The sequence below is a fragment of the Ruegeria sp. E1 genome (genome assembly GCF_056534225.1).
On sequence record NZ_JBQFPE010000005.1, the window covers coordinates 253780 to 266526 of the forward strand.

The window sequence follows — 12747 nt, forward strand, 5'->3', positions numbered from 1 at the left end:
CTATGCCGGAACAAACGTCTAAGCTGACCAGAGGATTACCGAAGATGAACGCTGCCAAGACCGATTTCAATGATCGCCTGCTGTCGCTGGGCCTTGCACGGGTGGCAGAACAGGCTGCGCTTGCCTCGGCCTCTTTGGTTGGGCGCGGCGACGAGAAAGCCGCCGATCAGGCCGCCGTCAACGCCATGCGCGAGCAGCTGAACCTGTTGGATATCGCCGGTGTCGTGGTCATCGGTGAAGGCGAGCGGGATGAAGCACCGATGCTGTTCATCGGCGAAGAGGTCGGCACCGGCAATGGTCCCGGCGTGGATATCGCGCTGGATCCTTTGGAAGGCACTACTCTGACCGCCAAGGACATGCCCAACGCGCTGACCGTAATTGCGATGGGCCCCCGCGGCTCGATGCTGCACGCGCCGGACGTGTATATGGACAAGCTGGCGGTTGGTCCGGGTTTTCCGGAAGGTGTCGTCAATCTGGACATGAGCCCGCGCGAACGTGTCGAGGCGCTGGCCAAAGCCAAGGGTTGCGAGCCTGCGGACATCACTGTGTGCATTTTGGAGCGCCCGCGTCATGAGGCGATGATTGCCGAGGTGCGCGAGACCGGCGCGTCGATCCGCCTGATCACTGACGGCGACGTTGCTGGCGTCATGCATTGCGCGGAAAGCGAAGTCACCGGGATCGACATGTATATGGGCCAAGGTGGCGCGCCCGAGGGCGTTCTGGCCGCTGCTGCTTTGAAATGCATGGGTGGACAAATTTTTGGCCGCCTGTTGTTCCGCAACGATGACGAACGCGGCCGCGCTGCCAAGGCAGGCATCAGCGATCTGGATCGTATCTATTCCCGCGATGAAATGGTGACATCGGATGTTATCTTTGCCGCAACCGGTGTGACGGGTGGTTCGCTGCTGCCTCGCATCAAACGTGAACCCGGTTGGGTTGAAACCACCACATTGCTGATGCGGTCGAAAACGGGCTCGGTTCGCCGCATGTCCTATCGCACCCCCATGTGGTCACATAACGAAGCATAGCGGCTTGCGCCGCTGCCTCCGGCGGGAGTATTTTGGAAAAGATGAAGAGGCCGGGTCCGTGAGGGTCCGGCCTTGTTTTACAAAGGGCGCGGGATGAGTTTTCTTGGGGTTGAGCAGTCACTGACAGGACGACGCTGGGTTGGGCCATCTGCGGATATTGATCGGGCCGCAGAAATGATGGCCCAGCAAATCGACTTGCCCCGCCCCGTGTGTCAGGTATTGGCTCGGCGCGGCGTTCCTGCCATGGAAGCACGCGGGTTTCTTGAGCCAAAGCTGAAGGAACTGCTTCCCGATCCGCGCATGATGAAAGACATGGAAGTCGCCGCCGCGCGTTTTCTGCAAGCGGTGCGCGCGCGGCAGAAGATCGCTGTGTTTGCCGACTATGACGTGGATGGCGGCAGTTCGGCCGCCTTGCTTTTGGTCTGGTTGCGGCAGATGGGATTGCAAGCAACGCTATATGTCCCGGACCGGATCGACGAAGGGTATGGGCCTAACGTGCCCGCGATGACCCAGTTGGCAAGCAGTCATGATCTGATCATCTGTGTCGATTGCGGTACGCTCAGCCATGAACCGATTGCAGCTGCGAAGGGCGCGGATGTGATCGTGCTGGATCACCATCTGGGCGGAGAGACGCTGCCGGACTGCGTTGCCGTGGTGAACCCGAACCGGCAAGACGAAAGCGGCGATCTGGGCTATTTCTGTGCCGCTGCGGTGGTATTTTTGATGCTGGTCGAGGCCGGACGGCAGATGCGCGCGGATGGTGAGAAGGGCCCGGATCTGATGGCTATGCTGGATTTGGTGGCTTTGGCAACCGTGGCCGATGTTGCACCTCTGATCGAGGCAAACCGTGCACTGGTCAGACAGGGGCTAAAGGTCATGGCCACGCGGCAAAGGCCGGGTCTGGTGGCGCTGTCAGATGTGGCGCGTATGGACACTGCGCCCAACAGCTATCATCTGGGGTTTCTGTTGGGACCGCGCGTGAATGCCGGGGGCAGGATCGGTCAGGCAGACCTTGGCGCGCGCCTGCTGAGCACGGATTCTGCGACCGAAGCCGAAGCTCTGTCAGAGCGGTTGGATGCCCTGAACTCGGAACGGCGCGAGATCGAAAACAACGTACGCGCCGCTGCTTTGGCGCAAGCCGAAGCGCGCGGGCTGGATGCGCCTCTGGTCTGGGCAGCAGGCGACGGGTGGCATCCGGGTGTCGTAGGCATCGTGGCTTCGCGGTTGAAGGAGGCTGCGAACCGTCCCGCCATCGTCATTGGCTTTGACGGGGATGAAGGCAAGGGTTCGGGCCGGTCCGTGTCGGAGGTCGACCTTGGGGCGTCGATCCAGAGGTTAGCGGCTGAGGGGCTTTTGGTGAAAGGTGGCGGTCACAAAATGGCTGCGGGTCTTACGGTGATGCGCGACAAGTTGGAACCGGCGATGGAGCGGTTAAGCGAGTTGCTCGCCAAACAGGGTGCCGGACAAGCGGGTCCGGCGGATTTGAAACTCGACGGGGCATTGATGCCCGGCGCTGCAACTGTGGACCTGATCGAACAGATCGAAAAGGCTGGACCATTTGGGGCGGGCGCCCCTGCCCCACGCTATGCCCTGCCCGACCTGCAAGTGCGTTTCGCCAAGCGTGTGGGTGAGACACATCTGAAACTGTCGCTATCCGATGGCATGAGCGGTGGTCTGGACGCCATCGCCTTTGGTGCATTCGACGGGCCGATGGGGGATCGGCTGATCAACCACGGAGGGGCCCGGTTCCATTTCGCTGGCCGGCTGGAAGTCAATTCATGGGGCGGGCGGCAAAACGTGCAACTCAGGCTGGAAGACGCCGCCGAGGCAAAATAAAGGTGCAATTCGCACCTTTTGCGCAAGGCCAAAAAACTTTCCCGGCCTTGCGTTTTTCGGCTTGCGGGGGTGGAAGGTAAACCGTAAAAGGCCCTCCACAAGCCAGCGTGGCCCGTTCGTCTATCGGTTAGGACGCCAGGTTTTCAACCTGGAAAGAGGGGTTCGATTCCCCTACGGGCTACCACTTGTGCTTGTTTGGTCTGGATGGCCCGTTCGTCTATCGGTTAGGACGCCAGGTTTTCAACCTGGAAAGAGGGGTTCGATTCCCCTACGGGCTACCATTTCTTGCCATTTCATTGAAACTTTGCCTCTAGGGTACCTGTGCGAGCGACCCTCGGGTCACGACCATTGTTTCCAAGCGGACGGATTGCCCCAGCGATGATGTTTCGATCATATTGATCAGCTCGGCTGCCGCCTTGCGCCCCATTTCTCGATGGGGAACGTGGATTGTGGTCAGGCCCGGCTCAATGATCCGGGCCAGTTCCATGTCGTCAAACCCGGTGACCGAGATATCGTCAGGCACGCGCAGACCCATCTGTCCGGCCTGACGCACAGCACCAACGGCCAGAACATCGTTGCCGCACAGGACGGCGGTGGGGCGATTGTCCAGCGTCATCAGTTGGCGGAAAGCCTCGGCCCCGTTTTCGATCTCATATGGGGTTTCGATGATCGAGAGCCTCTCCGGTGACAACCCGTGCTGCTGCATCGCATCCCGGATACCTTCGATCCGCAACCGAGCACGGTCATTCCCCTGACTGATGGCCGAAATTGTCGCAAGACGCGTGTGCCCCAGACCGATCACTTCAGCGGCCAAGGCTGTCATTGCCTGTCGGTTGTCAAAACCAATCGAAGGGGTCCGCTGTCCGGGTGTAAAGGACCATGCGACCATGGCGGGAACGCCCTGCTGTTCGAGATAATCATAGATGCGCGATTCCCGGTCATGACCGATCAGCAACAATCCGTCTGCACCGCGCGCAACCAAGGTCTTGATCTGCTCTTCCTCGACTTCGGGCTTGTAGGCGGAACTGGAAACCAGCAGGGTATATCCGCGTTCGTGAAGCTCTTCCTGAAAAGCCTGCAACCCCCTTGCAAAAATAGCGTTCTCCATGGTCGGAATAATCGCACCGATCGTAAAGGACCGCTTGGCCGCCATCACGCGCGCTGCGAAATTGGGCGTATAGCCCAGTGCCTCGACCGCCGACATGACCCGGTCGCGTGTGGCCGGAACGACCCGCTTGGGCTCGTTCAGACATCTTGAGACGGTCGCGGTAGACACGCCTGCCCTTTTGGCGACGTCGTCCAGTGTCGGAACAGACCGGAGCTTTGACATTTTCGAACCTGCACTTCGCTTTTCCCTAAGTCTAAACACATCAGGACTCAGATGAAAGCAAGAATGTAAGCGCTTGCATTTACGATGTAAGCGCTTACAAGTATAGTTGGGCCGATTCTACAAGGAGTCCGGGAAATGTATCTTGCTGCATCCATCATCGTGTTCGTCATCTACTTTGCGAACGTGGCGCTAGGGGCATTTGCAAACAGCGCATTCCTTGGGGACGTCGGAGAGATGTTGGTCCTGTTCGCGGCGTCGATCCTGTTCGTTGTCGCAATTCTGAAAAAGGAAGCTGACCGGGACGCCAGGAACGGCAGCTGAATTTTTGCTTGGGAGGGCAAGACATGAATGACGACAGAAAAGAACTTGCGTCCGCAGAGCGCCGCAATTTCCTGAAGCTAAGCGCAGGCGGTGCGTTCACTGCAGCCTTGGTTGCCGGTGCGGGTGGTGTCCTGTGGTCGTCCGAGGCGGCCGCGCAAACCGCCAAAGAGGAAAAAGACCGCGAAAACGCTGCTGACCACGTGATGACCATTGCGACGGCCTATGTATTGGGTGCCTCGCGCAGCTACCCAATCATGCAGCTTGATCTGAAAGAGAACATCCAGAATGCGACCAACGGCAAGGTCTATGTCAAACTGGCTCCGGGTGGTCAGCTGGGTGCAGGTGGCTCGCTTGTGCAAAAGGTTCAGGGTGGCACCATTCAGGCCGCGCAGCACTCGCTGTCAAACTTTGCGCCCTTCGCATCGACCGTTGACCTGATCAACATGCCCTACCTGTGCGGCTCGAACCAGCGCTTCACCAATCTGGTGCATTCGGACACATGGAAGAATGAGGTGCACCCCAAGGTCGAGGCCGCTGGCTTCAAGGCGCTGTTCTATGTGGTGATCGACCCACGCGTCGTTGCCGTGCGCCAGGGAGGCGACGCCGTTATCACGCCGGGTGACATGAGTGGCATCAAGTTCCGTGTGCCGGGATCGAAGATGTTGCAGCAGTATTACCGCATGGTTGGTGCCAACCCGACCCCGGTTGCCTGGGGCGAAACGCCTTCGGCGATCAAGCAGGGCGTTGCCGATGCGCTTGATCCATCGGTTGGCGCGCTGTTCGTGTTCGGCTTCAAGGACATCCTGAGCCACGTCACCTTCACACAGGCGGTGCCAGACAGTCAGGTCTATTCCTGTAACCTTGAATGGTTCAACTCGATGCCCGCTGATGTGCAGGAAGGCATCATGTGGGGCTCAGAGATGACCAGTCACCAGAACCTGTCCAAAGTGCCGTCGGCCCGCGCCTATGCCATGGCCGAACTGAACAAGGCGGGCGTGCAGTTCCACTCGCTCAGCGACGATCAACTGGCTGAATGGCAGGATGCAGGTGGCTATCAGAACGCCGACTGGGATCCGTTCAAGACCGAGCTGGCCGGGTCGATGGATAACTTCGAAAAACTGGTCGAAGCGGCTGGTACGCAAGGGAAATACTACGTCCACGACGCGTAACAATCACTCTGGCGGACGCCGTACGGGCGTCCGTGACCTAACCCTGACAGTCAGGCCCAGAAGGGCCCGCAACAGAAGGCTACTGCCTGGCTGTTCTATCGACGAGGGACAAGATGACCATGCTTCAAAACATAGACCGCAACGCCGAGCGCTGGCTGCTGCTGGTGTTCTACGTGATGCTGGTCATCACGATGGCCATCGAGGTTCTTCGGCGGGAAATTTTCGCCTATTCGTCGATCTGGGGCGAAGAAATCGTCCGTTATTCTTTCATATATCTCGCCTGGATCGGCGCGGCGGCTGCGGTCAAGGAACGCGCTCATATCCGCATTGATGTGATCATGCACTACCTGCCGCAACGGCCAAAGGCGCTGCTGTATATCTTCGGCGATCTTGTGATGTTCGGCGTGGCGATCATTGCCCTTTATTGGTCCTATGAGGCCGTGCATGTCTCAGCCAAATTCGGCTCGGTGACAGATGGCCTGCGGGTGTCCAAGGTCTGGTTCCTGATGGCGGTTCCCACCGGTTTTGCCTTGATGATTTGGCGCCTGATCCAGTCCCTTCTACGCGATCTCAAATCCCTTCGTGACGGCACACCCGTTTTCGAAGGCGACAAGCTGTTTGACTGAGGAGACCTGAAATGCTTTGGAATTCCCTCAATCAAACGGTCGAACTCGGCTGGGATTTTTATCTGCCTGTCATCCTGTTTGTTGGACTGATCGCCCTGGCTGTCCCCGTCTGGGCAGCGATTGGCACGGCTGCGATCGTCATGCTGGTCATGTCGGGCGACCTACCGTTGAGCCTTGTGGGTGAAAGCCTGTTCACCGGTATCGACGCCTTTGCCCTGACCGCGGTTCCCTTGTTCATTCTGACCGGGGACGTTCTGGTCCGCACGGGCCTGTCGCGCAAGTTTCTGGACGTGGCCGAGGCTCTGACCTGTTTTGCTAAGGGCGGTTTCGGTTCGGCCACGGTTCTGGTCTGCGGCATGTTCGCCGCCATCTCGGGCTCGGACGCGGCGGGCGCTGCCGCCGTGGGTCGAATGACGATCAACCGCTTGGTAGAAAGCGGCTATCCCCGCCCCTATGCCTGCGCTTTGGTGGCTGCCGGTGCCTGTACAGGCATCCTGATCCCGCCTTCGATTGCCTACATCATCATCGGCCTTGTCTTGGGAATTTCCGCGTCCACCTTGTTTCTGGCGGCGCTGATCCCCGGACTTGCCATTCTGGTGTCGATCCTGATCACCAACATCATCATGAACCGTCTTTACGGCTATGAAGGCGGCGGCATGATGACTATGGGAGAATGGCTGGCCAATCTGGGCAATGCGCTGAAATCCGGCTGGTACGCCTTTATCGTGCCCGGCATCATCTTCTACGGCATCTTCTCGGGCCGCCTGACGCCCACCGAAGCAGGTGCGACCGCCGTTGTCGTCACCATCATCATGGGCTTCATCCTGCGCACGCTGACGCTGGCCGATTTCCCGTCAATGCTGGTCAGTTCCGCCAAGGTGAACGGTGTGATCCTGCCGATCATCGCCTTCTCGGCCCCACTGGCCGAGGCGTTGGCGATCATGGGGGTGCCGCAGGGCTTTGTCGCCTCGATCACTTCGCTGACCGACGATCCTTACCTGCTGATCCTGTTGATGATCTGCATTCTGATCGCGGCGGGATGCGTGATGGAAACCACGCCAAACATCGTGATCCTTGCGCCGATCCTAAAGCCGCTGGCAGACAATATCGGCATGAATGAGATTCAGTTCTGCATCATGATGATCACCGCTCTGGGTGTCGGCTTTATCACGCCACCGCTGGGTCTGAACCTGTTTGTCGTATCTGGCATAACAGGCGAGTCTATTCTGAAGATTGCCGCTCGTGCCGTACCCTTTGTATTGACTATGCTGATCGTGGTGCTTTTGATCGCCTACATTCCGGCGGTTTCAACCACCTTGCTTCCTCAAATCTACCAATAGGACTAGCTGAATATGCCTCGTGACTATCTGAAAAAGGCAACCTTGACGGCGCAATCTCATGCCTCCGAGGTGCATGACACCGTCAAGACCATCCTCACCGATATCGAGGCGGGTGGAGATGCCAAGGCGCTTGAATATGCGGCGAAATTCGACAAGTTCCAAGGCAATGTCCTGATGACTGCCGAAGAGATCGAAGCCGCCTGCGCATTGGTGCCTGAAAAGCTCAAGGCTGATATCCGGTTCGCCCACGACAATGTGCGCCGCTTCGCGGAAACGCAGAAAGCCACTGTCTCGGACGTGCAGATGGAAATCGTGCCCGGCTTTGTCGCGGGTCAAAAGGCGATCCCCGTGGATGCGGCCGGATGCTATGTACCGGGCGGGCGCTATAGCCATATCGCCAGTGCGATCATGACGGTCACAACGGCCAAAGTTGCAGGGTGCCGACACATCACCGCTTGTTCTCCACCCCGTCCTGGCGAGGGTGTTGCACCAGCGATTGTCTACGCGGCCCATATTTGCGGCGCGGACAGCATTCTGGCGATGGGGGGCGTGCAGGGCGTGGCGGCGATGACCTATGGGCTGTTCGGCCTACCACGCGCAAACATCCTTGTCGGCCCCGGAAACCAGTTCGTGGCCGAGGCCAAGCGCATTCTCTATGGTAAAGTCGGCATCGACATGATCGCCGGCCCGACCGATAGTCTGATCCTTGCGGATGCCTCCTCGGATGCCCACGTGGTCGCGACGGATCTGGTGAGCCAAGCCGAGCATGGGTACAACTCGCCGGTCTGGCTGGTGACGGATGACCGCGCGCTGGCGCAGAAGGTGATGGAACTGGTCCCTGCCCTGATCGACGATCTGCCCGATCTGAACCGCGAAAACGCTTTTGCCGCGTGGCGCGACTATGCCGAAGTTATCGTTTGTTCAGACCGCGAAGAAATGGCGGCCTGTTCTGACGAATACGCACCCGAACACCTGACCGTTCAGGCCGAGGATCTGGATTGGTGGCTGGACCGCCTGACCTGCTATGGCTCGCTGTTTCTGGGGGAGGAAACCACCGTCTCTTACGGCGACAAAGCCACCGGTACCAACCATGTGCTGCCTACATCCGGCGCGGCCAGTTATACGGGCGGGCTGAGCGTCCACAAATACATGAAGATCGTCACGTGGCAGCGCGCAACGCGCGAAGGATCAAAATCGATTGCCGAAGCAACCGCCCGTATCTCGCGTCTTGAAGGGATGGAGGGTCACGCGCGGGCCGCGGATGTACGGTTGGCCAAGTATTTCCCGAATGAGCAATTCGACCTGACCGCCGATGGATGACCCCCTCAGAAGATCTGACCTGAAAGGGCGAGCGATCTGCGTGACACACTCAGCCAAGGGCGAATACCGACAGGTTCCGTTGATTGACGCAAGGGTCGAAGAACGATGAAAGCGCTTGTTTATCAGGGCGTTGAAACCCTTACCTACGACGACGTTCCCGATGCGACGCCAAATCTGGGCGAGCATCTTATCCGGGTCGAGGCTGTGGGCATCTGCGGCTCGGACATGCACGCCTATCTGGGGCACGACGCTCGACGTCCGGCCCCGCTGATCCTTGGGCACGAGGCCGCCGGGGTGATAGTCGGCGACCCCAAAGAAGGTACACGCGTGACCATCAACCCGCTCGTATCCTGCGGGCTGTGCGAGGCCTGTGAAGCCGGTCGCGAAAACCTCTGCCCGAAACGCCAAATCATCTCGATGCCACCGCGCGAAGGTGCCTTTGCCCAATTTGTGGCGATGCCTGACAGCAATCTTGTCGAGGTTCCCGACCATGTGCCATTGGCCAAAGCAGCCCTGGCAGAGCCCCTGGCCGTCAGTTGGCACGCTGTACGACTGGCGCTTGAGGCGTTGCACCCGGCGATGGAACGCCGCGCGCTTGTGATAGGCGGCGGCGCCATCGGGCTGGCTGCGGCGCTTGCCTTAAACGCGTTGGGCGCCAAGGACGTTACCATTCTGGAACCAAACCAAGTGCGCCGGACTTATCTTGGCAATCTTGGTAAATTTGACGTTCGTGAGCAGCCCGAGGGCGCCTATCCAATCGTGATCGACGCCGTTGGATTTGCGGCCACGCGTGCGACCGCCTCGACCTGTGCCGCGCCTGGCGGCGTGATCGCCCATGTGGGTCTGGGAGAAGACACAGGCGGGCTGGATGTGCGTCGCATGACCTTGCAAGAAATCACGTTTATCGGGACTTACACCTACACAGCCGAAGATTTCCGGCAAACTGCGAAGGCAATTTTTGACGGCCGTCTGGGGTCACTCGATTGGGTTGAGGAACGCCCCCTGTCCCAAGGTGCCCAAGCCTTTCATGACATCCGCTCTGGCGTGGTGGCCGCACCCAAGATTATCCTGACACCATGGGGATAAACCCAACAACACTGGAGACATCCATGTACAAAAAAGTTCTTGTCCCGATGGCGCTAGATCATGACATCTCGCAAAGCACGCTGAAAGTGGCGCGAGCGCTATGTGATGACAAAGCCGAGATCGTTGCGCTGCACGTTTACGAATTGCCGCAAGGTTCGGTCAGCACCTATCTGGACAAATCCGTGGTCGAAGACGCATTCCAACGCTCACGTATGCAGTTGCTGGAAAAGACCGACGGGCTGGAAGGGGTGACAGCCGAAATCGTCAAAGGTCACACAGCACGGTCGATCATAGACTATGCGACGGACAACGGCATCGACTGTATTGTCATTGGCTCGCACAAACCAGGCCTCAGCGACTATTTTCTCGGATCAACCGCCTCGCGCGTGGTCCGCCATGCCCCCTGCGCCGTGCATGTACATCGCAGGGCCTAACCCATCAATCGCGCCCATGGCGCCTTATACAGGACTGACAGATCGGACATGAACATAGACAAGAAGATCACCGACGATCTGGTTGCGAATGATATCTCATTCGTCACCACGGTGCCATGCAAGCAACTGGCCGGCGTGATCGAAGAAATCGACCAACGCGACGGCATCTATCACATCCCCTCGAACAAGGAAGACGAGGGCATGGGTCTGTGCGCGGGCGCATGGATGGGCGGCAAACGCCCCGCGATCATCATGCAGAACACTGCAATCGGGGTGACGATCAACACGCTGGCCACGCTGATCCAGTATTACCGGATGCCGCTGCCGATGCTGATTTCGTACCGGGGAGAGTTGCGCGAGCCCATTGCCTGTCAGGTTGAGATGGCAGTGCATACAAAGGCTTTGCTGGCAAAGTTGAACATCCCGACCTACCACTTCCACCACAAGGAAGATGTCGGGGAACTGGATGCAATCCTGAAATACACCTTCATGTGCAACAAACCGGTCGCCATCCTGACCGATGCCAACTTTTGGGGAGGCTACGGCGACCAATGATCCGTTCCGAGATTCTGAAAGAAATCGCCCCGATCCTGCGTGATCAACTGGTTGTCTGCAATATCGGCATCCCAAGTCAGGAGCTTCACGCCATCGATGATCAGCCCACCAACTTTTACATGCTGGGCACCATGGGCCTTGCGTCGTCAATTGGTCTGGGTCTGGCGCTGTCGCAACCAAAACCGGTCATCGTGATTGATGGCGATGGTTCGATCCTGACCAATCTGGGCACTCTGCCAACCATCGCCAACAACGTGGCTAACAATTACATCCTTCTGATTGTCGACAACGGCTCATATGGCTCGACTGGAGATCAGCCCACTTATGCGGGTCAGAAAACATCGCTGTCGAAAATGGCCGAAGCTGCCGGGTGCGACCGTGTCATCGAGTGTCAGGCAGAAGAAACGGGGCGTGTTCTGCAAGAGGCGCTGGATGCCGGGGAAATGACAATCATCGTCAGCAAATGCGAAAGCGGTAACGCCAAGATGCCGCCGATCACGATGGACCCGGTGGTGATCCGCGACCGATTCATGAAGGCCGTTCAGGCCTGATGGGCACAAGCGCCATCCACAGCTCTGATGACGCCCGCCGCCTTGCGCGGCGGCGTTTACCGTGGATGGTGTTCGACTATATCGACGGCGCAGCGGGAACCGAAACCGGAGCAAAGCGAAACCGCACCGCGCTAGACGACATGACCCTTCGCCCCCGCATTCTGCGCGATGTGAGCAAACGTTCTAAGGCTGGTTCGGTCTTTGGAAAACCCACAGGGCTTCCTTTCGGGATCGCGCCGATGGGCATGTGCAATCTGGCGGCCCCCGGTGCCGACTTGATGCTGGCGCGACTTGCAGCACGGCATTCCATCCCATTGTGCGTGTCCACCGTTGCCTCAACGCCGATGGAAGACATCATCCTGGAGGCGGAAGGTAACGCCTGGTTCCAGCTTTACTTCAGCGGAAACGGCAGCGGAACATTCAAGCTGGTGGATCGCGCCCGGCAGGCCGGGTATGAAACACTGGTCTTGACTGTCGACGTCCCTGAAGTTGGACGTCGCCCGCGTGAACTACGGCATGGCTTCAAAATGCCATTCCGCATGGGGCCGCGACAGGTATTGGATTTTGCGCTTCACCCGCGCTGGTCTCTGGCGACCTTGATGCAAGGCAAGCCTCAGATGGCAAATTTCCTGATGGAAGGCTACGAATTCGACCGCACCGAAAGCCGTGCCAGGGCGGATTGGGATACCCTTGCGCGTCTGCGTGATCGATGGCCCGGAAATCTTGTCGTCAAGGGCGTATTGGATACCGAAGATGCCGTTGCCCTGAAGGATGCAGGCGTAGATGCCATTCAGGTCTCAAGCCACGGAGCACGGCAACTGGACAGCGCACCCGCGCCGTTTGAAATGCTGCCCGAGATTCGCAAAGCGGTCGGCGATACCTTCCCTCTGTTCTTCGACAGCGGTCTCAGATCGGGTGAAGACGTCATCAAGGCGCTGGCAAGCGGGGCGGACTTCGTCTTTTTCGGTCGGATCATGCAATTTGCCATCGCCGCCGAAGGTGAGGCTGGCCTGAACCAGATCTGGTCGGTGCTGAGCGAAGAGCTGGATATCGCGATGGCCCAAATGGGGATCACGTCGATTGACCAGCTTCGCGATCCTATAAAGGCAACCGGCGCAAACCAGATGACCTGAAACGAGGGTCTCCCCTCC

At 58.6% G+C, this 12747-nt stretch carries 13 protein-coding genes and 2 tRNA genes; 14 read left to right on the top strand and 1 reads right to left on the bottom strand.

The annotated features are described in order from the left end of the window. The first annotated feature begins 44 nt into the window (after nucleotides 1–44). The 4 genes from glpX (at nucleotide 45) to ACR0FG_RS08535 (ending at nucleotide 3145) form a co-directional block, all read left to right on the top strand. Nucleotides 45–1028: a class II fructose-bisphosphatase gene (glpX, locus tag ACR0FG_RS08520; protein WP_480892008.1), complete on the top strand. Its 984-nt coding sequence runs from the start codon at nucleotides 45–47 to the stop codon at nucleotides 1026–1028. A 93-nt stretch (nucleotides 1029–1121) separates the two neighbouring features. Then, nucleotides 1122–2864 (top strand): single-stranded-DNA-specific exonuclease RecJ, encoded by a 1743-nt coding sequence (gene recJ, locus ACR0FG_RS08525; RefSeq protein ID WP_480892010.1) that lies wholly within the window; start codon nucleotides 1122–1124, stop codon nucleotides 2862–2864. 109 nt (nucleotides 2865–2973) lie between these two features. Next, nucleotides 2974–3048: transfer RNA gene (locus ACR0FG_RS08530), tRNA-Glu, on the top strand. A 22-nt stretch (nucleotides 3049–3070) separates the two neighbouring features. Further along, nucleotides 3071–3145: transfer RNA gene (locus ACR0FG_RS08535), tRNA-Glu, on the top strand. Between the two features lie 29 nt (nucleotides 3146–3174). On the opposite strand, the gene ACR0FG_RS08540 is transcribed toward ACR0FG_RS08535, so the two are convergent. Further along, complete coding sequence (locus tag ACR0FG_RS08540) at nucleotides 3175–4194, bottom strand: LacI family DNA-binding transcriptional regulator (protein ID WP_480892013.1); 1020 nt, start codon at nucleotides 4192–4194, stop codon at nucleotides 3175–3177. Nucleotides 4195–4329: 135 nt separating this feature from the next. Between ACR0FG_RS08540 and ACR0FG_RS08545 the strand changes: the two genes are divergently transcribed. The 10 genes from ACR0FG_RS08545 (at nucleotide 4330) to ACR0FG_RS08590 (ending at nucleotide 12729) form a co-directional block, all read left to right on the top strand. Next, nucleotides 4330–4515, top strand: coding sequence for a hypothetical protein (locus ACR0FG_RS08545; RefSeq protein ID WP_170715419.1), 186 nt, complete (start codon nucleotides 4330–4332; stop codon nucleotides 4513–4515). A 23-nt stretch (nucleotides 4516–4538) separates the two neighbouring features. Further along, a complete protein-coding gene (locus ACR0FG_RS08550) occupies nucleotides 4539–5684 on the top strand; it encodes a TRAP transporter substrate-binding protein (RefSeq protein ID WP_170715420.1) in 1146 nt (381 codons plus the stop codon). Nucleotides 5685–5797: 113 nt separating this feature from the next. Next, on the top strand, nucleotides 5798–6310 hold the full coding sequence (locus tag ACR0FG_RS08555) for a TRAP transporter small permease (RefSeq protein WP_480892015.1): 513 nt from the start codon (nucleotides 5798–5800) through the stop codon (nucleotides 6308–6310). A gap of 11 nt (nucleotides 6311–6321) precedes the next feature. Continuing rightward, nucleotides 6322–7650: a TRAP transporter large permease gene (locus tag ACR0FG_RS08560; RefSeq protein WP_480892017.1), complete on the top strand. Its 1329-nt coding sequence runs from the start codon at nucleotides 6322–6324 to the stop codon at nucleotides 7648–7650. A gap of 12 nt (nucleotides 7651–7662) precedes the next feature. Beyond that, nucleotides 7663–8970: a histidinol dehydrogenase gene (gene hisD / locus ACR0FG_RS08565; RefSeq protein WP_480892019.1), complete on the top strand. Its 1308-nt coding sequence runs from the start codon at nucleotides 7663–7665 to the stop codon at nucleotides 8968–8970. A 105-nt stretch (nucleotides 8971–9075) separates the two neighbouring features. Next, nucleotides 9076–10056 (top strand): alcohol dehydrogenase catalytic domain-containing protein, encoded by a 981-nt coding sequence (locus tag ACR0FG_RS08570; RefSeq protein WP_480892022.1) that lies wholly within the window; start codon nucleotides 9076–9078, stop codon nucleotides 10054–10056. Nucleotides 10057–10079: 23 nt separating this feature from the next. Beyond that, nucleotides 10080–10490, top strand: a complete 411-nt coding sequence (locus tag ACR0FG_RS08575; RefSeq protein ID WP_170715430.1) for a universal stress protein — start codon at nucleotides 10080–10082, stop codon at nucleotides 10488–10490. Between the two features lie 48 nt (nucleotides 10491–10538). Beyond that, nucleotides 10539–11045, top strand: coding sequence for a sulfopyruvate decarboxylase subunit alpha (gene comD / locus ACR0FG_RS08580; protein WP_480892025.1), 507 nt, complete (start codon nucleotides 10539–10541; stop codon nucleotides 11043–11045). Further along, on the top strand, nucleotides 11042–11596 hold the full coding sequence (gene comE / locus ACR0FG_RS08585; RefSeq protein ID WP_480892026.1) for a sulfopyruvate decarboxylase subunit beta: 555 nt from the start codon (nucleotides 11042–11044) through the stop codon (nucleotides 11594–11596). The genes comD and comE overlap by 4 nt, the downstream gene beginning before the upstream one ends. After that, nucleotides 11596–12729, top strand: a complete 1134-nt coding sequence (locus ACR0FG_RS08590; RefSeq protein WP_480892028.1) for an alpha-hydroxy acid oxidase — start codon at nucleotides 11596–11598, stop codon at nucleotides 12727–12729. The genes comE and ACR0FG_RS08590 overlap by 1 nt, the downstream gene beginning before the upstream one ends. Nucleotides 12730–12747 lie beyond the last annotated feature (18 nt).

Coding starts and splice junctions, on each gene's coding strand:
- glpX (WP_480892008.1), top strand. CDS start 45: ATGAACGCTGCCAAGACCGATTTCAATGATCGCCTGCTGTCGCTGGGC.
- recJ (WP_480892010.1), top strand. CDS start 1,122: ATGAGTTTTCTTGGGGTTGAGCAGTCACTGACAGGACGACGCTGGGTT.
- ACR0FG_RS08540 (WP_480892013.1), bottom strand. CDS start 4,194: ATGTCAAAGCTCCGGTCTGTTCCGACACTGGACGACGTCGCCAAAAGG.
- ACR0FG_RS08545 (WP_170715419.1), top strand. CDS start 4,330: ATGTATCTTGCTGCATCCATCATCGTGTTCGTCATCTACTTTGCGAAC.
- ACR0FG_RS08550 (WP_170715420.1), top strand. CDS start 4,539: ATGAATGACGACAGAAAAGAACTTGCGTCCGCAGAGCGCCGCAATTTC.
- ACR0FG_RS08555 (WP_480892015.1), top strand. CDS start 5,798: ATGACCATGCTTCAAAACATAGACCGCAACGCCGAGCGCTGGCTGCTG.
- ACR0FG_RS08560 (WP_480892017.1), top strand. CDS start 6,322: ATGCTTTGGAATTCCCTCAATCAAACGGTCGAACTCGGCTGGGATTTT.
- hisD (WP_480892019.1), top strand. CDS start 7,663: ATGCCTCGTGACTATCTGAAAAAGGCAACCTTGACGGCGCAATCTCAT.
- ACR0FG_RS08570 (WP_480892022.1), top strand. CDS start 9,076: ATGAAAGCGCTTGTTTATCAGGGCGTTGAAACCCTTACCTACGACGAC.
- ACR0FG_RS08575 (WP_170715430.1), top strand. CDS start 10,080: ATGTACAAAAAAGTTCTTGTCCCGATGGCGCTAGATCATGACATCTCG.
- comD (WP_480892025.1), top strand. CDS start 10,539: ATGAACATAGACAAGAAGATCACCGACGATCTGGTTGCGAATGATATC.
- comE (WP_480892026.1), top strand. CDS start 11,042: ATGATCCGTTCCGAGATTCTGAAAGAAATCGCCCCGATCCTGCGTGAT.
- ACR0FG_RS08590 (WP_480892028.1), top strand. CDS start 11,596: ATGGGCACAAGCGCCATCCACAGCTCTGATGACGCCCGCCGCCTTGCG.